We start from the raw sequence: 24,557 nt of genomic DNA, 5'->3' as shown, positions 1-24,557 counted from the left end.
CAAGTTATTATATTTACTTGCCTAATTTTAGAATTCGAAAAGCACCTTGAATCACTAAAATAAAAACGATTGTTCCTATAATTAAATCAGGTTTATTGGAACTTAGCCAATTAACTAGAACACCTGCTATTATAACTCCCAAATTGATAATCACGTCATTCGAGGTGAAAATCATACTCGCTTTCATATGTGCTTCTTCTTTGCTTTTTGATTTTCGCAAAATGTATAGACATATTCCGTTTGCGATAAGTGCAAAAATTGAAACGATAATCATTGTCGAAAAATCAGGAAGTTTCTCGGCACCAAAAAACCGTCTTAAAACTTCTACAAATCCGATAATTGCAAGTGTAATTTGAAAATATCCCGCAAGTTTTGCAATTCGTTTTTTCCTAATCAGCGTTCCACCAACCACAAATAAACTAATACCATAAACAAAGCTGTCCGCAAGCATATCCAAACTGTCGGCAACCAATCCCATCGATTTTGAGATAATTCCTGATGTCATTTCTATAATGAAAAAGGCGAAATTTATGGCGAGGACAGACCAAAGTAGCTTTTTTTGGTTCTTATTTTCTTTAAATTCCGTTTGATCAGTCTGTTCGGTCGAGATTTTCTTACCGCCTAAATTCAATTCGATAAGCGACTTTTCGATTTGGTCGATTTCTCCGTTGTGAAAGATTGTCAATTTTCGGTTTGGGATGTCAAAGTCTAAATTCGCTATACTTGAAATTCCGTCCAATTTCATTCGGATGAGATTTTCCTCCGATGGACAGTCCATTTTCGTGATTTCAAATATTGTTTTATTCATTGGTTTTTATAGTTTTTTGCAGTTTCCTGAACAAGAAAATATACCAAAAATCATTAATTCTCTGATGTTTTGAAGTTAGTAGTTATTAGGGTTAAAACTTCTGAATTTAGCAGTAAATTTTATTCTTTTATATTCTCTTTAACATATTTTAAAATACTTTTCCATCTTTAAACACGGTTGTAGGTTCTTTGTTTCCATCTAAGTTTTTTTCCACCTTTATGTTTTTGATATTTGATAAAATCATTAACAAAATAATATCGGCTTTCCCAAGCTTCAAATCCTTTGAAGTTATTCCAATCCGTTTGGCTATCACTTTTATTAAAATATTCAAAACTTTCAAACGCAAAAATTAACTTGTCATTTAAAAAATACCATTCTGTTGAAAGCTGACCCTTATACGTAGTACTAGTAGCAATTACCCTATTGATATTACTTTTGTTGGAATGGGCTATGATGTTTGTAGCATGTGTTTGTATTTTACGCAAAGGTTTTTTGTTAGAAAAAAATATGTTTTATCCTTATTCTCGTATATCTGGGGTGTGTTTAATTGTATTTCGTTAACTACTGTAGAGTCACCAATAATAATCTCTTGTCCAACGGAACTAAGGTTATAAAAAAAACAGAAATAAAATTAAGTATTTCATAATTGCCAACTTAAACGTAATAAACAAATATACTCAATTAGTTGGGATTTCATCTCAATTATAAGTCATTGCACTGCTCTAAACCAGCGGAATTTAGTTGTTCTCGTAATGTATAAGAGTGAGTTCGTCAATTTTTTTAAACTCGATATCAGAAGTAATTAACGGTAAATCTAAATATAATGCTGTTGCTATAATAATGCTATCAGGTAGTTTAGTTTGATACAATTTTCTTATACGTATTGTGTCTTTTTTAATTGTGCTATTTAGATTAATGACCTTACACTGTGATATAAATTCAGTAATAATTTTTCGTCTTTAGCGGTAATGTTTTTTTATGCTAACAATTCTAACTCAGTTATAACAGATATATACAATTGTTTCTGATCCAAAACTTCTGCCAATGTTTTATCTCCGTGCAATAAATAGAGAATAATGTTAGTGTCTAAAAATAACTTACTCCCATTCATTCCTAAGTCCTCTTTGAATGGTTAAAGCGTCTTTATCTAATTTAATTTTACCACAATACTTGTAAACATCAACACCTTTTGGCCTAATTTCTTTCGCCAGTTTTTCTAAAATCTTTCTGATGCTTTGTTTTGTTGCACCTTGTTTTAATACAGTTACCATAATTGATAGATTATTTATACAAATATAACTAATTTTAAAATGGTCAAACATCGAAACTTAAATCAGGAACTTTAAATCTTTTTAACCATAAATCAAATTATCCTACAACATAGCCTTAACCCGCTGCAACAGCGTAGGGTGGGAGTAATGCATAAAAACATAAGCTTTATGAGGTGTTAAATTGCTTAAACTGTTTTTTGATAACTTTTTTAATGCGGCCGTTAAAGGTTTTGCACCAAAATGTGATTTGGCATAATCATCGGCTTGGTATTCGAATTTTCTGGAGAAGATGTTCATTATCAATCCCGTAATTTCAGAAATAGGACTATACAGTACACCAAACGCAATTAAACCAATATGAAAACTGGGTTCAGAAACCGACAAGGCATTGGCCAATAATTTACTATCAATAAAAAAGGAAAGTATGTATAAAGTCAACCCCGTTAAAAGAATGGAACTTACCATATTGAAAACAACATGTTTCTTTTTATAATGCCCAACTTCATGAGCTAAAACCGCCACAATCTCGTCAGTTTCTAGATCATTGATTAAGGTGTCGTACAGTACGATGCGTTTCTTTTTTCCAAATCCTGTAAAATAGGCATTGGCTTTTGTGGAACGTTTGGAACCATCTATCACAAATATTTTATCGAGATTGAAACCCACTTTTTGGGCGAAATTTTCTAACGCCGTTTTAAGTTCACCTTCCTCGAGTGGACTTTGTTTATTGAACAATGGAACAATCAACGTAGAATAAAACAAGGTCATAAATATGGAAAATACAGCCATGAAAGCCCAAGTATAAATCCAAAAATTTTTGCCTGTTTGTTGATAAAACCAAACAATTAACGCTAAAATTCCACCGCCTATGATTATCATTAAAAACCATCCTTTAATTTTATCTATAAAGAACAACTTTTTAGTGGTTTTGTTAAACCCATATTTTTCTTCAATAACAAAGGTTTTATAATAGGAGAGGGGCGTGGTAAGAATGTCGCTACCAAACATAATAATTCCAAAAAAGACAAGTGTAATTACAATTTGATTGTCGCTAATACTTCTAGCCCATTGATCAACATAAGCAAAACCCTCAAAAAAGAAAAATGCTATAGTCAACACAAAAGAAAAAGCACCTGTAAGGCTCGAAAACTTAAAATTTTCCTTTTTATAAGCTTGTGATTTTTCGTATTCCTTTTTATCGTAAACATCGTCTAACAAAGGCGGAATTTCATCATCAAAATGTTTTGCATTTAAATAATCCAAGTATTTATCAATAACAAAATTTAACGTTAAAATGCCAATTATAATGTAAAATACAGTTTGTGCGGTCATTCAATTAGTATATTAAAATACTTTTGGCGTATCGGAATTTCTTTTTCCAGTAAGAGTTGTCCAAGTTGGATTTCATAATTCCTTTGGATGTAGAACTGTGCATGAAAAGATTATCGCCGACATAAATACCCACGTGCCTATATTTTCGCGAAGGTCTAAAAAATACCAAATCGCCCGGTTTTAACCTATGTTTAGATACTTTTCTGCCCATGGTGGCTATCTCTTTTGTGGTTCTGGGCAGTTGAGTTCTTAATCCATCTTTATATACTTTTCTCACAAAACCGGAACAATCAAAACCCCTTCTGTCTGTACCTCCATATTTATAAGGCACACCTTCATAGAGCTGATATTGTTTTTCCAATTCGGATTCAACCTTGGCAACAGCAGCAGCTTTTTTAGAGGCACCGCAGCTGGTTAAAAGCAAAATAATTAAGAAAAAATACAGAAATTTTGAATGGATCATAAGAATTTGCGTTGTCTTTTCGCTTCAAAAATAAGAATTGCAGCCGAAACAGAAACATTTAATGAATCTATTTGCCCTTGCATCGGTATAATTATATTTTGTGTGGATTTTTGAAGCCACTCGTCGCTCAATCCTGTTGCTTCTGTACCTACAACAATAGCAGATGGGTTGGTATAATCAACAGTTTCGTAAGATTTGGAAGCGGTTAATGCTGCACAAAATATTGAAATTGAGTTAGATTCTAAAAATTGAATAATTTCTTTAGTTGTGCCAGTTGCTATTTGATTTGTAAAAACACAACCCACACTAGACCTGATAATATTCGGATTGTACATGTCCGTTATTGGGTTGGCAATCAATACCGCATCCACATTGGCAGCATCTGCAGTTCTTAATAATGCTCCAATATTTCCTGGCTTTTCCGGTGCTTCCGCTACCAAAATTAATGGATTTTTGTTTCTTAATTGTAGCGATGATAAATTAAAATTTTTGCTTTCCGCAATGGCCATGATTCCTTCTGTAGAATCACGTTGGGCAATTTTTTGATATACCTCTTTACTTATTTTGACCTGCCTCGCCGGCAGGCGGGTAATTTCAGACTGGTAATTGTCGATGCTATTTCCACCATAAATTTCATCACAATATAACACTTGCAATATTTTATAATTTCCTTTTAAAGCCAAAGATATTTCACGCTTACCCTCAATAACAAAGTGTCCCGTGTTTTTTCTAACGCGGGACTTACTCTGTAGCTGAACAATTTCTTTTATAAAACTGTTATGTGTGCTTGTTATTTCTTTATGCACCAAAGATTCTAGATTTAAAATTTAAAATTCAAGATTATTAAAAACTGTTATTCCTGCGGATACAGGAATCTCATAAGAACTTCCCTTATTTTTATCTATGTTCTGCTATTTTTTGCAGTTTTAGTTCCCTTCCCTTTGGGAAGGGCTAGGGATGGGCTTTATTTACCATATTTATCCGAATACCGTTTCCACAATTCCGTTTGATGTGTCTCTAAACTTACCATTCTCCCATCAATAAAGGCGTGTGTTAGTTGGTTGGTTCGCATATCCAAAGCATCACCTTCACTTATAAATAAAGTGGCACTTTTACCAACTTCTAAGGTGCCATAATCTTTTTCAATTCCTAATATCTTTGCGGTATTACCTGTAATTAATTGAAGGGCTTTTTCTTTATCCAAACCCTGTCCGACAACTTGTCCAGCATAAAAAGGTAAATTTCGGTTGTTCATACGTTCCATACGTCCAGTTCCTTCTAATCCGACTAAAAGACCTGCATCAACCAACAATTTTGGTAGTTTGTAGGGTAAATCATAGTCATCATCATTATTGTCTGGCAAACTTTGGGTTCTTTGAATTAAAACGGGAATATTATGTTTTTTCAATATATCAATGGTTTTATCGGCTTGGTAACCACCGACCAAAACCACGTTTTTTATATCCATATCTTTAGTGAAAGTAATGGCATCAATAATTTGCCGAGCGTCATTCGCATGAATATATAATTTTTTAGAACCATCAAATAAGCCCAAAGTAGCTTCAAAAGGCAGATTTTTGGGGGATTTATTCCCTAAATTATAGGTTTTAGCTCCCAATAAAAATTGTTTAATCTCATCAACCTGTTTACTATAATCTTTATTAGGTTTTACGCCTGGGTCTTCACCCATCCACCATCTTCCGCTAGAAAAACTATTTGGCCAATTTAAATGAATACCATCATCAACCTTAATTGCGGCATCTTCCCAGTTCCAAGCGTCTAACTGTACTATGGAAGACGTTCCAGAAATTCTACCACCTTTTGGAGTAATTTGTGCTAATAATACACCGTTCGGACGCATACTTTCAACTACCTTAGATTCTGCATTATAAGCGATTAAACTACGTACATGTGGAATCATTCCTCCAATTTCTGATTGATCAACAGAAGCCTTAACGGCATCAATCTCACCCAACCCTAAAGTGGAATTTGGCACTATAAATCCGGGATATACATGCTTGCCTTTAGCATCTATTATTTTACCACTTGCATTACCGGCGGATGCTTTTTCAATAGCTGTAATTTTCCCGTTTTCAAAAGTGATTACGCTATTTTCAATTACCTCACCATTGCCAATATGTGCGGTAGCACCCACAATAGTTAAGGTTTCAGACTGAGCATTAGCTGGAGTTTGTTGTGCTGATAGTTGAATGGAAACTACCAACAACAGACTTAGAAATATATTTTTAAAATTTTTCATTGGTTTTATTTTAATTGTTAATAGTATCGCAGTGCAATTCTGGTTTCACTTTCTTTTCAGGTTTTTGCGTTGGAGCACCACCATTTTTTTCTTGCAACATCATATTAATCAGTTGATTGCGTTCTTTTTTAATGGCTTCTCGTTTTTGTTTATCAGTTTCAAGATCAAAATAAACTTTACCATCAATTATGGTTTTTTCGGCCTTAGCATAAACGGAAAGCGGATGGTCTGACCAAAGTACTACATCAGCGTCTTTGCCAACCTTAATACTACCGACCCTATCATCAATGTGTAATAATTTTGCGGGATTTAACGTAACAAACTTCCAGGCTTCTTCTTCTGAAACACCACCATATTTCATGGTTTTGGCAGCTTCTTGGTTTAAACGCCGCGACATTTCCCTGTCATCAGAATTGATGGCGGTAACCACACCAACGTTGTGCATTATGGCAGCATTATAAGGTATAGCATCATTTACTTCATATTTATAAGCCCACCAATCCGAAAAAGTTGAACCACCTACACTATGTTCTTTCATTTTGTCGGCTACTTTATAACCTTCCAAAATGTGTGTAAATGTGTTGACGTTAATATCGAATTTTTCCGCTACTTTCATTAGCATATTAATTTCACTCTGAACATAAGAGTGTGCTGTAATAAAGCGTTCTTTATTTAAAATTTCGGCCAAAACCTCCATTTCAATATCTTTTCTATAGGGTTTTCCACTTTTTTTAAGGGCAACATATTCTTTCGCTCTTTGAAAATAATCGGTTATCATCTGTTCCACACCCATTCGAGATTAAGGAAATCTATTTGTTGTTGTGGGATATCGAGATTGTTTTACATTTTCGCCCAAAGCGAATTTTATAAATTTTGGCGTATTGGTATAAATCATGTCATCACCAATTTCGCCCCATTTTAATTTTATAATGGCCGAACGACCACCAATTGGATTTGCGGAACCGTGTAAGATTTGCATGGTAGTAACACCGCCCCCTAAATTTCTATAAATATTGATGTCCTCACTATCAATATTATCTTCAATGGTAACTTCGGCACTTGAATTTTGTCCAGCCTCATTTACCGATTGAGCAGCGACATGGGAATGTTCATCAACAATACCCGAGGTTAAATGCTTTCCAGTGGCATCCACCACCTTAGCCGAACCAGCAGATAGATTAGAACCAATTTTTGCAATTTTACCATTTTTAAGAAGTACATCTGTATTTTTAAGGATGCCTTCACTTTCGTTGGTCCAAACCGTTGCATTTTTAAATAAAATGGTTTCTTCTTTTGGTTTTTCTAAAAAACCATAACCGATATTAGGATAGGTTACCGGCACTACATCGTAAACCTTTTTACCCCCTTTATCCTCTTTTTCCTCTTTTTTCTTTTCTTCGGACGGTTTTTTAATTGCCGACCAACTTACCATCTTTCCGTTAGCCATATGAGCATCTCCATTGATATTATCTGTATTGGTATGAACTCTGGCATTCAGTTTATGAACATTCTCTTTGTCCATAATAACTAATCCCAACCAATTATCGCTATAAGTAACACTACCTTTTAATTTAATAGTATCTTGTTTTATGGATACTTTGGGCTTTTCGGCATCTCCAGAAAAAGTAAGATCGTAGGTTTTACCTTCTAAACTCAGGGTATAAGAACCCGATAAATCCTTAACGGACATATTTTTAATCACATTTTTTGTGCCTTGTACCCAATTTTCGTACAACTTGGTTTTGGAATTAAAAATATCGCCATCAGTAATTAAAAAGTTGGCTTGCATTCCTTTGTTCAATGTGCCGATCTGATTGCTTTTTCCTAAAATTTGTGCGGGAATTGTAGTTAGGGCTTCTAATGCTTTGGTCTTATCCAATCCGTAATCAATGGCCTTTTGCAAGTTCTTGGTAAAGTCTTTTAGAGATTTTAACTCTGAAGCTGTAATTGAAAAAGGCACATTGTTCTTAGCCAATACGCTTAAGTTTGTCGGTGCTTGATTCCAATACCTCATATCTTCCAAATTGATATGATCAGCTTGATAAGGGTTAGCAACATCGTAAGCCTTTGGAAAATTTAACGGAATAATAAAAGTGGCATTCGTATTTTTTATTTCATCAATCAATTGATATTCGTTCCCCTTACCAACAATGGTATATTGTATTCCGAATTGATCTCCAATTTTATCCGCTCGCAAGGCATTGTGCTTATCGCCGGCATAAAATATTTGTTTTAAATTTTTATTGCGGTTAAAGGCTTCGAGTGTTAAATCTTTGGTTTCAACATTTCCTTTGGCATACCAATCCGCATCCAAATAAAGTTGACGTAACAGGGCCATAGCACCCATCAACGAGGTAGGATAGACTTGTCTTGAAGCATTACTTTTATTAAATGATAAATATTGGGAAGAATTCACATCCAACAATCTATTTGCATCAGAACCCTCGGAGTTTAACGCTACCAAAACACCATTACCGCGTACTATACCATCTTGTAAGTGCGTGTTGACCATACCAAATCCCACACTACGTAGATCTTCAGCCTTTTTTGAATCAAATTTAAAAACATTCAATGCATTGGTTTCGGCTCTGATATGCTCGTTCCAATAATAACCCTTTCTATTGGTGTCATATTGTGGAGCTTGGCCAAAACTACCCCGTTGTGGTTTAGGTTTTGTGATTCCAAAATCAGAATAAACATCAATAAAAGAAGGATAGATACTTTTTCCGTCAAGGTCAACTTTAATAGTATTTTTGGGGATTGTAATATTGCCCCCAACATCAATTACTTTTTCACCCTTAACAAGCAGGGTGCCATTTTTAATGGTCTGTTTGGGACTTACAATTATAGTTGCATTTGTAAATGCTATAAAATTGTTGTTTTTGGTTTTAACGCCATCATTTTTAGGAAAATATTCTTGGGCAGAAATTGCGGTAAAACCTAAAAAAGTCAAGCATAAGAATAAATTAAAATAGAGTGAGAAGTTTGGTTTTTTCATTTGATAGTTTAGATTTTTGAATATCCATAATTAGTAATAATATAGATTAACGTCATGCTGAACTCGTTTATTTATAGATTTTCTATTGTTTCTTATTTGAATTCATGAATCTTCGATTTCAGCATCTCATTACTATTTGGCACTCAACTATTTATTAAATGAGACCCTGAAACAATCCCGAAAGCTTTCGGGACAGGGTGACGAACCCATTATGTCAAATTAAGGACAATCAATTAGATTTTATGATAAAAAGCTAAAAATAAGAATTATTAGAATATATATAAGAGATAATTAAAGAATTTAATTAACAAGTTAAATTCCGTGTTTTTGGTCATAAGCAATTAACAAATCAACCATTCTGCTATAGGTTTTCAATCCCTCTTTTTGTTGATTTGCCTTGAGGTAACCATCATAAAAGAGTTGGAAAAACGGTTTTAATTTATTTTGATAGGAAGTCCAAAATTCTTCTGATTCTTTGATGTTCTTAAATATTCCTTTGGGTATTTTTTCTATGAATTCATTGGCTTTTTTTTCATCTAGATAATGCAATCCAGCAACACAAAACCGAAATGCTTTTAAATTTGAAGAATAATTAAAATAAGGATCGCGGCTTTTTATTCCCGCTAAAAAACCGATAAAATTGGCTTCGTTTTCAAATCCGATACCTAATTGATGGGCAACTTCATGACAGCTAATTGTAGGTAAATTTACTTTTGGAACGTCGTTGTTTACTTGTGCCTCTCCCGACAAGGGGTTCAAATACCCAGAAAACCCCATATAGCTCAATGGCAAACTAAACAATGATTTTTTTAACGACACTGTTTTGTATTTATATTCGGGATAATCTTCGGCAAGAGCGTCATAAGCCAACTGTGTTCTTTCCAAAATTTCAGTGTTGGAATAGGGCACAATTATAGGTAAAGTATCGTTTTTTGTCAATATTTTTTGGGTATGTTCGAGCCTATCCAACAATTTTTGGGTCAAATTGCCCAACTGTTCAACAGTATATGGTTTTCGTTCTAGTTTTAAATTTATGTATAGAGAATTTCGGTAATAATTCAATCCCCACAAAAAATGAAAGAAAAAATAAAAAACGGATAAATAAGCACCTAATCTAAAAAGCTGTTGCATTGTATTTTTAAACTTGCTTCTAATCCATTTTACTATGCTGATGAGCAAAAATAATCCTAACAAGAAATAAAAAATATCGCCAATGGAAAAAGGTATCCAACCAAAAACAATTCTAAAAATGCTGGAAATAAATGGATAAATTCCATTGGAGTAATAACGTTCAACAACATTCGGAAAATATGAAATAAATTGTACTAAAAGTATTTGTACAGGTAATAATAGGCTAAGTATTTGATATTGGGTGAGTTCCTTCATTGGTCAAAAATACTCAAAAAAACAGAGTGTAAAACTTATTAACAAAAATATCACTTATTAACAGTTTCTGTTCAAATATAATTGTACTTTAGGGTATAATTGATAAAGAAAAAATTACTTTTGTTCCAATGGAAAATTTACGACCTGTCAGAACACAAAAGCCTAATAAAGGCACTCTAATTAACCTAGAAAAAGGCAAATTGCCACCACAAGCAGTTGACCTTGAGGAAGCTGTATTAGGGGCAATGATGATCGATAAAAAAGGTGTTGATGATGTTATTGACATTTTACATGCCGATGCGTTCTATAAACAGGCACATCAACTCATTTTCGATGCCATGTTTACCCTGTTTAACGAATCTGAACCCATAGATTTATTGACGGTAACAAGCCAACTTCGCAAAGAAGGCAAACTGGACAGCGTAGGTGGTGATTTTTATCTGGTCGGACTTACCCAAAAAGTGGCATCATCGGCACATATCGAGTTCCATGCACGTATCATTATTCAAAAATATATTCAAAGGCGTTTGATAAGTATTTCAAGCGAAATTATCGACGAGGCCTATGACGAAACTTCAGATGTTTTTGATTTGTTAGATTCTGCAGAGACCAAATTATTTGAGGTAACTCAAGGGAATTTAAAGAAAAGTTCAGAAGCGGCAGAAGGTCTTGTTTCCCAAGCTCTTAAAAAGATAGAAGAAATTTCCAATAAAGAAGGGATGAGCGGTATTCCGTCAGGATTCTCAAAATTAGATGCCTTAACTTCTGGTTGGCAACCTTCCGATTTGGTCATCTTAGCGGCAAGACCGGGTATGGGTAAAACGGCATTTGTAATGTCCATGGCAAAAAATGTAGCCATTGATTTTGACACGCCCGTTGCCATTTTTTCATTAGAGATGAGCTCTGTTCAGTTAATAACGAGGATGATTTCCAGTGAAACGGGAATATCATCTGGTAAATTAAGAAAAGGCGATTTACAACCCCATGAATGGGAGCAACTGAACGTTAAAGTAAAAAATTTATCCAAAGCACCTATTTTTATCGACGATACACCATCGTTATCCATTTTTGATTTACGGGCCAAGGCAAGACGATTGGCTTCGCAACATGGTGTTAAAATAATTATTATTGATTACTTACAATTAATGACCGCTGGTAATGTAAACAAAGGCGGTGGCAATAGAGAACAAGAAATTTCTACCATTTCCAGGAACTTAAAAGCATTGGCCAAAGAATTAAGTATTCCCGTAATTGCATTATCGCAATTGTCTCGTGCGGTAGAAACCCGTGGAGGGAGTAAACGTCCGTTGTTGTCCGATTTACGTGAATCTGGTGCTATTGAACAAGATGCCGATATTGTTTCCTTTATTTTTAGACCAGAGTATTATGGACATACCGAATGGGACGACGAAGAACGTAGCCCGTGTGAAGGACAAGCTGAATTTATTGTTGCCAAACACAGAAATGGTGGCTTGGAAAATATCCGATTAAAATTTACAGGTCATTTGGCAGAATTCTCAGATTTAGAAGAATCTTTTTCAAGTGAGTTTCAATCTAAAATGAACGATTTTATAACACCCCAAAACCCAAGTGATGCTTTTGACGATGTTGTAAATGATGATGATGGGGATGTGCCGTTTTAAATGATTAGATATGAGATGTTGGACTTGAGATTTTAGATATGTTTTTGGTTTAATATAGTCCTATTATTCAGAACTACCGCCATCCCGATAGCTATCGGGATATAACTTGTGGATTTTATCTATAACATTTTTACTTGCTATATTCTCCACTAATCAAAGACTAGCGGGAGCGGGGGTACTTGTCATTGCGAGCGTAGTGACGCAATCCCATTAATGACATCACTACACTTTATGAGTTTGCTTCGTCGTGCCTCCTCGCAAAGACGGTAAGGCCTAGCAAAGCAAAGCTCTAATATTTAAAATAATCTATTTTTTTATTCAACTTGGCTACATTTCTATAGGTTTCTCTGGCACAACTCTCATTTTGTTTTACCAAATTGGCAATACTGATTTGACCTCTTTCTTTTTTCCAACAAAAAGCGGAAGTGCGATAGGCAAATGGTACTGCTTTGGATACATCTATATTGGAAAAAACCTTACCGTTTTTAACCAATTCCAGACTATATTTTTGGGGTTTGTTATTGATTAGATACACTTCTTCTGCCTGTGAAATATTTTGCAAGTCTATACTGTCAAAATAAGCGGAAACTTTGGTAACTAGTACGTTGTTTTTAGTGTTTTGCAAATAGGCATTTACACCTTTGTTATGTGCTGCATTAAGCTCATTGATTAGTTGAACTTTGTCTAAAATTTGTAAATTGGCATAGCCAGGTTTATTGGCAACAGAATCTATATACGTAACCTTTATTTTTTGATGTTGCTGTGTGGCTGCTTTGGCATACGCATTAAACGTGTTGTTGTTAAAAGCAACAATATTGGCAGAGATTCTAATTTTTTGCTGGTAATTAGGCACCGCGGTGGTTTGAAAAACGGTAGTTTCTAGTTTTTTATTTACCTCACCAATAGTACCCAATTCTACCACTATTTTGGTAGTTTTTTGTGCCAATTGGTTTACTTGTACTGTTTTACAAGATACCCATAGCAAAACCATACATAAGAGTAACATTTTCTTCATAGTTCATTAGCTTTTTATTAGGGTAAATATATTGAAAACTATTGGTTTAACCAATGTTTTGATCAATTTTGATAGTAAAATGACTTCCTTTATACTTTTAATACAATTGTGAGAAATCAGTGAATATTCACATAACCCTATTGTGTTTTATTTTGACTTCCCTCTACGCGTTAAATGTTAAAGTTATTGCGAATGTAGTGAAACGAAATGGCACAATCTTATAAAATACTTTCCTAACATTAATGAAGTTAATTTATGCTTTCCTTTAAAGTAAAGTGCGAAGTCAGGGGACATTCGCACAGCGTACCGATTTATATTTGTTTTACACTTCGCCGAGCGGGCTAGCGGGAGCGGGGTTTGTCGTAAACCCAGTCAGTTTATCATATTCAAACTTCTAACATATTTTAATATATAAAATAAGAATAAAAAATCTATAATAAGGAACATTAATGTAAAAATATAATTCCATTTAGATAATTTATAATTTATAACTAATAATTTATTATCCTTAAATTTTTTATAGTAAATAATCAAAACGAAGAATAACAGAAATACGAAAAATATCATAATCGCTGGATGTACTTTAATGAATAACATTGATAGCGTTAATATATTAATGCCTATTAAAAAACTAAGAATCAGAATTGGTAAATAAAACCAATCATTTTCTCTTTTGGAAAACTTAATATATAACTTAGAAATAATAACAAAAAAAACATTTAAATTCATTTTACCTTAATATTTAAATTCTTATGAATATTGAGATTGACCTTTATATTGTCCTTTCTAATAAAGTCGTCTTTGTAAACATCATATCTTTCGAATGGCAATAAGTACATATTCCTACTATCTCTTAAAACAATGAAATAAAAGGCCGAGACACCAGCACCTATAGGGCCAATAAAGCCGACCCCAGTCATAACGATATCTACAGCAAACTGTTCTCCAGAAATTATTCCTTCGGAAAATTCAACATAAGACACTATTCCTCCCCCAACACTTCCAACATATCCCAAATACTTTACACCACCCCTTAACGCATTTAATGTTGCTCTTAACTCTGTATCTACAATTCTCAATTCTCCTTTATAGTTTGAAGCAGTTCTTAAATAATCATCAAAATTTTGAGGTTTAAAATTAACAACATCATCTATTTGATTCAAAGTTCTACCTGTATTTATTACATATGATCTATTAGCGAGAGACTTACTAATTGCCCTCTCAAAATTAGCAATACCAAATCCACCAATCGTTAGTCCAGTACCTAAATCGTTCAATAACCTAGAATAATCTGTTAAGAAAACAGCTGAAGAAGCAAAAGCGTTTGTATCCCAACCACTTTCTCCAAAAGTCCATTCCACGCCATCATAATCCGTGAAAACATCTCCAAGTGCTCCATCTGGACAAGGATTTCCGAACTCATCCCAACATCCTCCATCAGAATCAACCCCATTAATCGGATTATTCCCCATTCCTAAATAAGGAGAATGAAATTGACTATATGGATCGGTAGTCAACCACCTCCCGATCCTGCTGTCCCAAAGCCGCAACTGAAAGGCTTCTTTCCCGGTTTCGGGGTCTTTCTCTTGCCCTTGGTAGGCATAACGGTACAGCTCACCGCCAATGGTTTGCCTGCCGGGCATTGGCATTCCAAATGGGTAATAGTCAGTAGAGCTAGAGATTGCGGCACTATTGTTAACTTTTGCAATGACTGCACGTACATTACCGAGGTGGTCTGTCAACTGATAAACATCCTTGTTGCCATCTTTATAATGGACCCCTAAACGGCTTGCTCCATAAATGGGCATTTCTTTTAATACATTATCGTTATAAATAGCCAAGGTATTGCCCGAGGCATCCCTAACATAATGTTCGGTGTTTGTTACCGTACCATTTACAAAACCTTCTTTGCGTACACGGTAACCCTTGTCATTATAATAAAATTTCACAAGCGGTTGGTTGTCCTTTTGCACTTCGGTTACCAATCCGCTGGTATTGTATATATAACTAATACCTTCTTCCGTATTGCTTACCAATTGCCCAATGCTGTTGTAAACATAATTATTGGCAGCTTGGGTTTTTATGTCATCGGCGTTGGTGGTTACACCATCTTCATCGACCTTATCCGTAACATGGTCCAGTTGGTTTAGGTTGGGCTTGTAATGGTAGGTCAGCTCATCCATACGGTTGTTGCCGTTTTGAGTGTCTTTGTTTCGGTTTAACGATAACAAATTTCCGTTTTGGTCGTAGGTTAAATTGGTTACATTATAATCACCACTATTTGACCCACCTGTGGCATTGGGGTCTATTTTAGCGGTAAACATTACACCCGAGGCTACATGAAAACCCGGTAATAGGGTTATGCTGTTTCTTGCGGTTACATCTTCGTTGGCGGTTACCGCGGCATCTCGGGTTATATCGGTCAAGGCCGTACCGCTACCATCCACGGGAGCAGAAAACCCGGCACTTGCCAACCAGTTGTTTTTGTTGTAATCGTAATAATAGGTTTCCATACCATCGGCAACAGCACCCGTGGTTTTCCAGGTCATGGCTTTTATATTGCCATTGTACTGGTCCTTGCCCTCGGTTGCCGTATGGATGTTGGCACGGTTATAATCGCCTGTATAATAATCTAAGGTCATACTGAATACATCTGTACTGATGCCATTGTTACCATCATTTCCGGGGTCGTTACCATCCGGATCGTTAATGGCTTTTAGCTGTCCCGCTAAGTTATAAATATAATCTATGCCCTGCAAATTTTCCGCCAATACGGTGCGGCGTAAAGCTCCGGTTTCGTAATAGGAATATTCGGCTTGTACGGTATAGTCGGTACCATTGGTAGAAGTTTCTACTTTTACCAGTTGGTCCGTGGCATTGTGATAATCGTATCTATGTATATAACGTTCCAGTGCATTGTTCTTTTGATAATCTACTTTTAATACACTGCCCGTAATGGGGTCGTAGTTATAGTTAACGTGAGTTTAATATAACGTTCTGTTTATATAAAGTCGTAAAATTGAGTGGTTTTTCGCAATGAATTGAAGAAAATTTTATCGAAATTAGGTTTTTTTTATAAAAATTACTTGTTTTCGATACACTTTTGCTCCCGTAAAAACACTCAAACTGACATAATTTTTTTACTTCGAAGTCACGTTAATTAATCCACTATCTTTTCTACATTCTTCAACAACTCCTTATCCAATTTTTGTAAGAACAATAGTTCCGCATAAAATTGCCAATCGAACGATATACTTTGATTGGCTAAATGTACATGGTGGTCTTGGTCTAAAATGTAATTATCTGGTTTCTTCAGAATTCGTGTTTTACCATATACTCTTTCAAATTCGCTTCTTAAGTTAGTGAACTCCTCTTTTAATTGTTTAAGGTTTTGAACAGCTTCTAATTCTTGATCCTTATTTTGAGAATTGTCATAAGCTTTTAAAGCTAACAGAGCTTTAGATGTATATGTGGTCAATTTATTCACCTGTTCGTAAACCTCCAAAGTATAAGTATTTCTATTGGCTTTTGATTTTAAGGCTGTAATTTTTGAAGAAACACTATCATTTATTGTTAACATTTTTTGAACCTTATCTAAACGGACTTTATGGGTATCGCTCCATGCTCCTTTTTTAGTTGGGTCGGGCAAATCAATCACGTCTTCCGAAATTGCACTTTTGTTACTTTTTAAGTAGTTGCGTCTGTTTCCGTTTAACAAGGCATTTTTCCAAAAAGCAACGGGTTTCTCTAAACTGTCTATAAATGCAAATTCAGCTCCAGCAACTTCATGAGAGAACTCCCTTTGACGGTATGCCGATTTTAAATTTTCTTTTGTTCTTTTTTCACCAGTCCAGGTGTATTCTGAAAAGGCAATAATACCACGGTTGTACAATTCAAAATGCGGAGAGTCGTCATCCCATAAGGTTAAAAGCAACCCATTTAAGTCATTATTTATTGACGAAAGAGCAAACGATTTAATATTATCCATATTACTTTCTTCTTGGGGCATCAATACCCATCTAGTTTGTCCTGAGGTAGCTCCCATAACTTCCATGCCGTGATTGCGAAACCATTCCATTGCTTTGGCATTCCCCAGTGCTTCAGAGTTGTTGTAATTCCATCGCATATAAATACAATTTTTAGGGAAAAGCGGTAAAAATTGGGATAGTTTATGCTCATTTTTAGCCCAGATACTATCCACTTCTTGTTGGTTGAGATTTACATCGAACATAGGTTTATAAACATCAGCCAATTTTAATGGCATATCGTCCCAAAAAATAGGAATTCGATTGTGCTCTTCTGCAAATTTACAGACTTTATTAAGCCACATTAGTTGTAGTTCCAATGAAGATTTACCAGAATTTCGTCCAGTTGTATGTACTTCATCGCCACCAATATGCAAGTATTTTCCATGCGGTGTGGCGGCTATGGCATCTAAGTAAAAATCAAATTGCACTTCATAGGTTTCAGGATCTAATGGATTAAAGGCCCAATCACTTTTCGGATCGTCACGTAAATGTTTGTATTTTTCGTGCTTTAAGATAAAAGAAGCATGCCCCAGTCCTTGAATTAAGGGACTGATCTCTATATGTCGTTCTTTGGCATAGTCAGATAATTTTTTCCATTCACCGATACTCAACGCATCTGCAGAAGCTATTTCGGGCTGTCTTTCGTATTTGAGTTTATCTTCCATTTCTACAATAATCCCGTTCACTTTGTAGCTGGCCAACTTATCTATCAATTGATAATAGTAATCTGTTTTTTCTAGATGGTGTTTTATGTCTAAATGTACAGAGCGATAGCTAAGTAACGGAAAATCGGTTATTGAACATTCAGGTAAGTAAACATCTTGTTCTTTCGCATCTTGAAGCAATTGTTCAAGCGTTTTAAATCCGTAAAACAGACCTGCTTTGTCTTTGCCCGTAATTTGTATCTGATTTTTAGATATAGTTAATTTGTAACCTTGATTACCAATAGCTAAGGTCGTGTCAATATTATAAATAATATCTGCTCCTTCAGGTTTTTTATTATCCGTAATGGTTGTTAATAAGTTGCCTAGTACAGGTAATTCGGTATCTAATGAAAAATAGGATTTTATGTTATTATATTTTAATAAGCTATTGCCATTAATTTCAAATTTTTGGGGTAATGGCAGTAATTTAAAATCACCTGATTTTTTTTGTGGAGATTGACAGGAGCAGGTTGCTAAAAGGATGAAACAACAGAAAACAGCTTTGAGTTTGGTCATGATTAAAAAGATTGATAATGCAATTTATTCAAATTAATTTTAATAATTGTAAATTTGATGTTATAATATATACGCATTGCGTTCTTAAATTTTAAAGTTTGAATTTTAAATTAAAACATATCATAATTACTGCAATATTATTGATTGGTCAAACGATTAGTGCATCGTTTATCTTAATCCCTATGGATGATGTTAGCCAAGAAAATCATTTAAAGGCTTATGGCATTACCTATTTTTCCTTACAAAAGGGCAACGATGTAAAATGGTTGCTCAATTATAAAGGAGGTTCGTTTTTGTTGGAAGATGTTCAGGAATTCAGAAACGAATGTAAAATCAGAGGGGTTTCTTATGAGGTTATTTCCGATACGGAAGCCATGCAAATTTTGGAACTAATTGCCAGTCCATCACAAAATATGGAAGCGGTTACATTGGAAAAAGCCCCTAAAATTGCAGTGTATTCCCCTAAAGATAAAATGCCATGGGACGATGCCGTTACCATGGTGCTCAATTATGCCGAAATACCTTACGATGTTATTTATGATGAAGAGGTTTTGAACGATAAATTGATATTATACGAATGGTTACATCTACATCACGAAGATTTTACGGGTCAATACGGAAAATTTTATGGTTCTTACCGGGCGGCACCATGGTACATCGAAGGAAAAGCGGATGCTGAAAAATTGGCAAAAAAATTAGGGTATAATAAAGTTTCTGAAGAAAAGCGAGATGTAGCTTTGCGAATTCGCGATTTTGTTATTGGAGGCGGGTTTATGTTCGCCATGTGTTCTGCAACCGATAGTTTTGACATTGCCTTAGCCGCAGAAGGTGTAGATATTTGCGAAGCTATGTTTGATGGAGACCCATCAGAACCCAATTACCAAGATAAAATTGATTTTGACAAAACTTTTGCATTTACGGATTTTAGATTGGTAAGAAGTCCTACGGAATATGAATTCTCATCCATTGATATGACACAAAAGCGTCGTATTCAACGCACTGAAGATTATTTTTCATTACAAGAGTACTCTGCAAAATGGGATCCGGTCCCGACGATGTTAACTCAAAACCACACCTTGCTGGTCAAAGGTTTTATGGGGCAGACTACAAGTTATGATAGGGCTAATGTTAAATCTACCGTGTTGGTAATGGGTGAAAACAAGGTAAATGACGAAGCTAAATATATTCACGGCGTAAAAGGAAAAGGAATGTGGACTTTCTATGGCGGACACGATCCCGAAGATTATACACATAGGGTAGGAGACCCAAAAACAGAATTGGACCTGCACCCGAATTCTCCAGGTTATAGATTAATTTTAAATAATGTATTGTTTCCGGCAGCGAAAAAGAAAAAGCAGAAAACCTAGAGGATTAACTAGTAGAGAATAGGAACCCCGCCCGGAAGTACCTTTTCGATACGGACAGGTTAACGATTTTTGAATTTGGACAGCTAATGTCTCAGATTTAATAGCTTATCCCGATAAGCTATCGGGATTATCCTTTATAAAAAGGCAACTTAACAACGGTTGCTGGAACAGATTTTTTTCTGATTTCTATAAAGATTTTTGTATCAGGTTTGGCATATTCAATAGGAACATAACCAAGACCAATCCCTTTTTTTAACGAGGGACTCATCGTGCCCGAAGTAACCACACCAATTTTTTTATGATTATCATCAACAATATCATAATCCTGTCTTGGAATGCCTTTTTCGGTCAATTCAAAACCAACTAATTTGCGTTTTATGCCTTCTTCTTTTTGCTTTTTTAAGTTTTCAGAATTTATAAAGTCTTTAGTGAATTTGGTTATCCAACCTAGCCCTGCTTCCAATGGCGAGGTACTACCATCAATATCATTTCCATAGAGGCAAAAGCCCATTTCTAAACGTAACGTATCTCTAGCGGCCAAACCAATAGGTTTTATACCATAACTTTTACCCGCTTCCATAACTTTGTTCCATACTTGTTCCACTTCTGAATTTTTGCAATAAATTTCAAACCCACCAGAACCGGTATAGCCCGTGGCAGAAATTATCACATGTTCTATTCCGGCAAAATCAGCAACTTCAAAAGTATAATATTTCATATTTTCTAAATCCACTGAAGTTAAGGATTGCATTGCTTTAGCCGCTTTTGGGCCCTGAACAGCCAATAAAGAAAAATTTTCAGAAAGATTTTTCATATCAGCATTCATGGAATTGTGTTTGGTTATCCAGTGCCAATCTTTATCAATATTAGCTGCATTCACCACCAAAAGAAACTTGTCTTTGTTTAATCTATAAACAATCAAATCGTCCACAATACCGCCATCTTCATTAGGTAAACAACTGTATTGAGCTTGGCCATCCACTAATTTAGAAGCATCATTAGAGCATACTTTTTGGATGAGTTCTAACGCATTTGGACCTGTAATTAAAAATTCGCCCATATGAGAAACATCAAAAACACCAACACCATTTCTAACGGTTTCGTGTTCTATGTTAATACCTTCATATTGAACGGGCATATTGTATCCTGCAAAAGGGACAAGTTTAGCTCCAAGAGCTTCGTGAATATGAGTTAACGCAGTATTTTTCATCTAAAAATCAATTAAATAAAATGTTCATTACAAAACTAAGGATTAATTGCTAAGTAAAAAAGATTTTAATTCATCATACGTCTTAATGAATGTTGCTTTTTTAGTTTTATAAATAACGGTCTTTATTTGTTCTGGATAATCAATGGTTTTACCTATTACTGGCTCAACAATGTCCAAAAACTTTACAGGATGTGCTGTTTCCAAAAATATGCATTGTGTGTCTTGGTGTTTCTCTTGATATTTTTTACAACCTAGATAACCAACCGCTCCATGTGGGTCTGCAATATAATTGCAATTATTATAGATGTGCAACATCGCTTCTTTAGTATCTGCATCGGTAAACGAATAGGAGTGGAGGTCACGTTTTAACGTCTCTAAATCGTTATTGTAAATCTTTTGGATTCTTATAAAATTACTGGGATCACCAACATCCATAGCATTAGAAATGGTTTGATGTGATGGTTTTGGATTGTAAGAGCCGGTTTTGAGATATTTGGGAACCACATCGTTAATATTGGTAGCTGCAATAAATTGATGAATGGGTAATCCCAATTTTTTTGCCATCATTCCCGCACAAATATTACCAAAATTACCGCTCGGCACTGAAAAAACAAGTTTCATATTTTTCTTTTTAAGCTGTTTATAGGCAAAAAAGAAATAAAATAGTTGTGGCAGCCAACGGGCTACGTTTATTGAATTGGCAGATGTCAACTGTTTTGAGTTGGTAATTGAACTGTCCAAAAATGCCTTTTTGACCATTGCTTGGCAATCGTCAAAAGTGCCGTCAACTTCCAAGGCTGAAATATTTTGACCCAAAGTTGTCAATTGTTTTTCTTGGACTTCGCTTACTTTTTTACTGGGGTAGAGAATAACAACTTTTACGTTTTTTACACCTAAAAAACCACTTGCAACTGCTCCCCCGGTATCTCCAGAAGTGGCAACCAAAACAGTTACTTCATTGTTATTGTCCTTGTTAAAATATCCAAGGCAACGGGCCATAAATCTGGCCCCAACATCTTTAAACGCCATGGTAGGACCATGAAACAATTCTAAAATTTTAATATTTTCTTCAATGTTGACCAATGGAAAATCAAAACTCAAGGTCTCTGTAATAATTTCTTTTAATATGCTTTTAGGAATTTCGTCACCAACAAATTGTTGAATTGCAGCAAAAGCAATTTCTTCATTAGAATAATTATTGATATTTTGAATGATTCCCTTTGAAATGGAATTTATTTCTTTTGGAAAATAAAGCCCTTTATCTTCGGCTAAACCTTTTATTACGGCATCTTTAAAAGAAACTTCTTTTGCTTTGTTATTTAAACTGTAATATTTCAATGTATACTAATTATAAATTAAATGTCAAAAAAACTAAACATACTACTACCATATTTTTTTGAATAACTAAAGTTTGATAAGTCAGAAATATCAGTGTGCTTAGAGTGTTCAATTATTAGCAAGCCATCCTGATTCAGTAATTTTTTATCGGAAACTAAAAATATGATTTTTTCTAATTGTTCTTTTGTAAAATTATAAGGCGGGTCAGCAAAAATAATGTCGAAAGTCAATTTGTTCTTGTTTAAATAAGCAAAAGCATCGCTTTTTATGGCTTTGATATTTAATTGAAGTTCATCAGATATTTTCTGGATAAATTGAACTGAATTGTAATGATTATCAACGCTGATTACATCTTTAGCACCACGAGAGGCAAATTCTAAACTAATACTGCCTATGCCCGCAAAAAGATCTAATACCGATAAATCTTCAAAGTAGTAATTGTTATTTATTATATTGAAAAGTGATTCTTTGGCAAAATCGGTTGTGGGTCTGGCGGGTAATTTTTTTGGAGCAGTTACTCTTTTACCTTTATACTTACCTGAGATTATCCGCATAATAAATATTTAAAAGCATTAGTATTGGTTTAATATGGAATAATACGTCCGTTTATCGTTTTCGGTAAATGCTTCGTCAAAACTATATTTTGACCTATTTTCTAAAAGACTTACATTTCTTATATATTTATAAGCAATATTATAGAGATCATCTTCTTTGTCAATATTACCTAAAAGTATAAATTCAAATTTTTCAGGATTCAATTTTAATTGTTCAGCGGTAAATAAAACATAATAGATAAAATCTTCTTTAGTAGAAAATTTGAATGTATTGTAAAACTGTAATTTTTTGTTTGCTATAACAATCAACTCAAAATGACCGTGGGCAACATGGGCAAATACTTTAGGGACTAAACTATACTTATAAATTGACAATAAGTTTTCTATTAATACGGTTGAGTTGTGCTTATACTCAAAACGACTGAATTGATCTATTAAGAAATTATTGATATTAACAAAGGGTATAAAGATACTAATGACATCTAAATTTTTTATTTCATCAAAAACCAAGTAATCTTGCGGATAGACTTTAGTGTTGAAACTAACGTATTCTTGCAATTTTTCTTCGTTGAATAGTGGTTTTGGCACTAATGTAAATAAATCATTGATATGCGTTACATTAACTGAACTGTACTTTAGTTTTAACAGTCCATCGTTTCCAAAAATTGAAGAAATATTAGCAATCAGTCTTTGTGGGGAATTATTTGGCTCGTTAAAAACATAATCGTTAAGTGCTATAAAATTATTGTTCTCTTTGTCTAAGACACAAAAAGAAAATCCACCCAAACTGAATTGGATGGATAAATGATTGTTTTCTAGATGTTTGACATCTATATTATTCGTTCTTATCTTTTTCTTCTGCTGTATCATATTTAGGTGGCCAGTTACCTCCGGTTTTAACATCTTCCAAAGAGCCTACAGATATATACTCACCCCTAACATCAACTCCGCCCAAAGCTTCTTTTTCTTGCCTTATCAAATCTTTATCCAAACCATCAAGAACAATAGCCTTATCTACTTTAGCTTCAAATACCGAAGCTTTAATTCCTTGAACTTTTTCTACGGTACTTGTTTGTAAATCAAATTTTGCATTGGTATCAGGTACATCGAACATATTTTTATAATCCCTGCCTGCAAAATCGGCACGGACATCTTTAAATCCTAAAGTATCCACAACCCTTTTTTCTACATCTATGGTAAGTGCACCCCTTTGTTCCTGAACTACAATATTTTTTGTCTCGGTAATAGCAAATTTAGCAGTATCAATAAATTTTATAAGGTCAGTAGGTTTGTCCGTAAAGCTACCGGTCACTTCTCTATGAGCCAATTGGGCATCACGTATCATTTTTAGATTATCAATAACTTTAGCATATCTTTTTTCCTTTTCCTTATTAAAAGCGATTGGAGCCATAATAGATTGGTAAATGTTATAGCCCAAAAATGCTATTAGCACCCAAAGTAAAATAGAAATGATGGGTCTTACCCCTTTTGGAATCTTATTTACTATTAAATAAGCGAGCAATCCAACTGCTACAATTGATGCAAGGATGATTAGAATTGTGTTCATCTTTAAATAAATTTGATTTTTAAATGGTTATACAGCAAATCTACAAAAAAAAATTAAAGTTAAAACTTTTATGGTAAATCAATTTGTACCTTTGATG

General features: G+C 34.4%; 21 protein-coding genes. 2 read left to right on the top strand and 19 right to left on the bottom strand.

Translation table 11 applies throughout. The features are described 5' to 3' along the window. Window positions 1–13 precede the first annotated feature (13 nt). From UMM65_RS03270 to UMM65_RS03230, 11 genes are all read right to left on the bottom strand, one after another. Window positions 14–808: a cation efflux transmembrane domain-containing protein gene (locus UMM65_RS03270; RefSeq protein ID WP_321975041.1), complete on the bottom strand. Its 795-nt coding sequence runs from the start codon at window positions 806–808 to the stop codon at window positions 14–16. Between the two features lie 167 nt (window positions 809–975). After that, window positions 976–1,293, bottom strand: a complete 318-nt coding sequence (locus UMM65_RS03265; protein WP_321975040.1) for a hypothetical protein — start codon at window positions 1,291–1,293, stop codon at window positions 976–978. A 252-nt stretch (window positions 1,294–1,545) separates the two neighbouring features. Then, on the bottom strand, window positions 1,546–1,707 hold the full coding sequence (locus UMM65_RS17615) for a PIN domain-containing protein (RefSeq protein ID WP_415859550.1): 162 nt from the start codon (window positions 1,705–1,707) through the stop codon (window positions 1,546–1,548). A 198-nt stretch (window positions 1,708–1,905) separates the two neighbouring features. Further along, window positions 1,906–2,079 carry a hypothetical protein gene (locus UMM65_RS03260; RefSeq protein ID WP_321975039.1) on the bottom strand — a complete coding sequence of 58 codons (174 nt, stop codon included), beginning with the start codon at window positions 2,077–2,079 and terminating at the stop codon, window positions 1,906–1,908. Window positions 2,080–2,181: 102 nt separating this feature from the next. Then, complete coding sequence (locus tag UMM65_RS03255) at window positions 2,182–3,411, bottom strand: M48 family metallopeptidase (protein ID WP_321975038.1); 1,230 nt, start codon at window positions 3,409–3,411, stop codon at window positions 2,182–2,184. Window positions 3,412–3,415: 4 nt separating this feature from the next. Then, window positions 3,416–3,874 (bottom strand): C40 family peptidase, encoded by a 459-nt coding sequence (locus UMM65_RS03250; protein ID WP_321975037.1) that lies wholly within the window; start codon window positions 3,872–3,874, stop codon window positions 3,416–3,418. Further along, the gene (locus UMM65_RS03245) at window positions 3,871–4,680 is read right to left on the bottom strand and encodes a TrmH family RNA methyltransferase (RefSeq protein ID WP_321975036.1); all 810 of its coding nucleotides are present in this window, start codon (window positions 4,678–4,680) and stop codon (window positions 3,871–3,873) included. Before UMM65_RS03245 ends, UMM65_RS03250 begins: the two co-directional genes overlap by 4 nt. Window positions 4,681–4,838: 158 nt before the next feature. Beyond that, window positions 4,839–6,134: an amidohydrolase family protein gene (locus UMM65_RS03240; RefSeq protein WP_321975035.1), complete on the bottom strand. Its 1,296-nt coding sequence runs from the start codon at window positions 6,132–6,134 to the stop codon at window positions 4,839–4,841. A gap of 10 nt (window positions 6,135–6,144) precedes the next feature. Next, window positions 6,145–6,927, bottom strand: coding sequence for an amidohydrolase family protein (locus tag UMM65_RS17610; protein WP_415859544.1), 783 nt, complete (start codon window positions 6,925–6,927; stop codon window positions 6,145–6,147). Between the two features lie 6 nt (window positions 6,928–6,933). After that, entirely contained in the window at window positions 6,934–9,132 is a 2,199-nt protein-coding gene (locus UMM65_RS03235; protein WP_415859543.1) for an amidohydrolase family protein, read from the bottom strand. Window positions 9,133–9,444: 312 nt separating this feature from the next. Continuing rightward, window positions 9,445–10,518, bottom strand: coding sequence for a DUF3810 domain-containing protein (locus tag UMM65_RS03230; protein WP_321975034.1), 1,074 nt, complete (start codon window positions 10,516–10,518; stop codon window positions 9,445–9,447). Between the two features lie 128 nt (window positions 10,519–10,646). Between UMM65_RS03230 and dnaB the strand changes: the two genes are divergently transcribed. Then, window positions 10,647–12,161: a replicative DNA helicase gene (gene dnaB, locus UMM65_RS03225; RefSeq protein ID WP_321975033.1), complete on the top strand. Its 1,515-nt coding sequence runs from the start codon at window positions 10,647–10,649 to the stop codon at window positions 12,159–12,161. Between the two features lie 289 nt (window positions 12,162–12,450). Here dnaB and UMM65_RS03220 read toward each other — a convergent pair whose 3' ends face one another. The 3 genes from UMM65_RS03220 to UMM65_RS03210 all read right to left on the bottom strand — a co-directional run bounded on the left by UMM65_RS03220 (window position 12,451) and on the right by UMM65_RS03210 (window position 18,424). Then, window positions 12,451–13,176: a hypothetical protein gene (locus tag UMM65_RS03220; RefSeq protein ID WP_321975032.1), complete on the bottom strand. Its 726-nt coding sequence runs from the start codon at window positions 13,174–13,176 to the stop codon at window positions 12,451–12,453. A gap of 725 nt (window positions 13,177–13,901) precedes the next feature. After that, window positions 13,902–15,947, bottom strand: coding sequence for an RHS repeat domain-containing protein (locus UMM65_RS03215; protein ID WP_321975031.1), 2,046 nt, complete (start codon window positions 15,945–15,947; stop codon window positions 13,902–13,904). Between the two features lie 389 nt (window positions 15,948–16,336). Beyond that, entirely contained in the window at window positions 16,337–18,424 is a 2,088-nt protein-coding gene (locus tag UMM65_RS03210; protein WP_321975030.1) for a glycoside hydrolase family 20 zincin-like fold domain-containing protein, read from the bottom strand. Between the two features lie 182 nt (window positions 18,425–18,606). On the opposite strand from UMM65_RS03210, the gene UMM65_RS03205 reads away from it, so the two are divergent. Continuing rightward, on the top strand, window positions 18,607–19,791 hold the full coding sequence (locus UMM65_RS03205; protein WP_415859549.1) for an asparagine synthetase B: 1,185 nt from the start codon (window positions 18,607–18,609) through the stop codon (window positions 19,789–19,791). A gap of 127 nt (window positions 19,792–19,918) precedes the next feature. On the opposite strand, the gene gcvT is transcribed toward UMM65_RS03205, so the two are convergent. From gcvT to UMM65_RS03180, 5 genes are read right to left on the bottom strand one after another with little or no spacing between them, the layout of a single operon-like run. After that, complete coding sequence (gene gcvT / locus UMM65_RS03200; RefSeq protein ID WP_321975028.1) at window positions 19,919–21,001, bottom strand: glycine cleavage system aminomethyltransferase GcvT; 1,083 nt, start codon at window positions 20,999–21,001, stop codon at window positions 19,919–19,921. Between the two features lie 42 nt (window positions 21,002–21,043). Beyond that, window positions 21,044–22,339 carry a threonine synthase gene (gene thrC, locus UMM65_RS03195; protein WP_321975027.1) on the bottom strand — a complete coding sequence of 432 codons (1,296 nt, stop codon included), beginning with the start codon at window positions 22,337–22,339 and terminating at the stop codon, window positions 21,044–21,046. Window positions 22,340–22,356: 17 nt separating this feature from the next. After that, window positions 22,357–22,893: a 16S rRNA (guanine(966)-N(2))-methyltransferase RsmD gene (gene rsmD / locus UMM65_RS03190; protein ID WP_321975025.1), complete on the bottom strand. Its 537-nt coding sequence runs from the start codon at window positions 22,891–22,893 to the stop codon at window positions 22,357–22,359. Window positions 22,894–22,911: 18 nt separating this feature from the next. After that, a complete protein-coding gene (locus tag UMM65_RS03185) occupies window positions 22,912–23,763 on the bottom strand; it encodes a DUF3822 family protein (protein ID WP_321975024.1) in 852 nt (283 codons plus the stop codon). Beyond that, on the bottom strand, window positions 23,729–24,460 hold the full coding sequence (locus tag UMM65_RS03180) for a hypothetical protein (protein ID WP_321975023.1): 732 nt from the start codon (window positions 24,458–24,460) through the stop codon (window positions 23,729–23,731). Before UMM65_RS03180 ends, UMM65_RS03185 begins: the two co-directional genes overlap by 35 nt. Window positions 24,461–24,557 lie beyond the last annotated feature (97 nt).

The organism is Aureibaculum koreense, assembly GCF_034296135.1.
In the GTDB taxonomy this organism is placed as follows: Bacteria; Bacteroidota; Bacteroidia; order Flavobacteriales; family Flavobacteriaceae; genus Aureibaculum.
Note: the sequence above shows the minus strand (reverse complement) of the source record. Positions and strands in the feature narration are given on the sequence as shown.

Excerpts from the sequence above, each read along its gene's own strand:
- UMM65_RS03255 (WP_321975038.1), bottom strand. The coding sequence starts at position 3,411 with ATGACCGCACAAACTGTATTTTACATTATAATTGGCATTTTAACGTTA.
- UMM65_RS03270 (WP_321975041.1), bottom strand. The coding sequence starts at position 808 with ATGAATAAAACAATATTTGAAATCACGAAAATGGACTGTCCATCGGAG.
- UMM65_RS03180 (WP_321975023.1), bottom strand. The coding sequence starts at position 24,460 with ATGAACACAATTCTAATCATCCTTGCATCAATTGTAGCAGTTGGATTG.
- UMM65_RS17610 (WP_415859544.1), bottom strand. The coding sequence starts at position 6,927 with ATGGGTGTGGAACAGATGATAACCGATTATTTTCAAAGAGCGAAAGAA.
- UMM65_RS03220 (WP_321975032.1), bottom strand. The coding sequence starts at position 13,176 with ATGAAGAAAATGTTACTCTTATGTATGGTTTTGCTATGGGTATCTTGT.
- UMM65_RS03210 (WP_321975030.1), bottom strand. The coding sequence starts at position 18,424 with ATGACCAAACTCAAAGCTGTTTTCTGTTGTTTCATCCTTTTAGCAACC.
- UMM65_RS03230 (WP_321975034.1), bottom strand. The coding sequence starts at position 10,518 with ATGAAGGAACTCACCCAATATCAAATACTTAGCCTATTATTACCTGTA.
- UMM65_RS03260 (WP_321975039.1), bottom strand. The coding sequence starts at position 2,079 with ATGGTAACTGTATTAAAACAAGGTGCAACAAAACAAAGCATCAGAAAG.
- UMM65_RS03185 (WP_321975024.1), bottom strand. The coding sequence starts at position 23,763 with ATGATACAGCAGAAGAAAAAGATAAGAACGAATAATATAGATGTCAAA.
- dnaB (WP_321975033.1), top strand. The coding sequence starts at position 10,647 with ATGGAAAATTTACGACCTGTCAGAACACAAAAGCCTAATAAAGGCACT.
- UMM65_RS03205 (WP_415859549.1), top strand. The coding sequence starts at position 18,607 with ATGGATGATGTTAGCCAAGAAAATCATTTAAAGGCTTATGGCATTACC.
- UMM65_RS03235 (WP_415859543.1), bottom strand. The coding sequence starts at position 9,132 with ATGAAAAAACCAAACTTCTCACTCTATTTTAATTTATTCTTATGCTTG.
- rsmD (WP_321975025.1), bottom strand. The coding sequence starts at position 22,893 with ATGCGGATAATCTCAGGTAAGTATAAAGGTAAAAGAGTAACTGCTCCA.
- UMM65_RS03250 (WP_321975037.1), bottom strand. The coding sequence starts at position 3,874 with ATGATCCATTCAAAATTTCTGTATTTTTTCTTAATTATTTTGCTTTTA.
- gcvT (WP_321975028.1), bottom strand. The coding sequence starts at position 21,001 with ATGAAAAATACTGCGTTAACTCATATTCACGAAGCTCTTGGAGCTAAA.
- UMM65_RS03240 (WP_321975035.1), bottom strand. The coding sequence starts at position 6,134 with ATGAAAAATTTTAAAAATATATTTCTAAGTCTGTTGTTGGTAGTTTCC.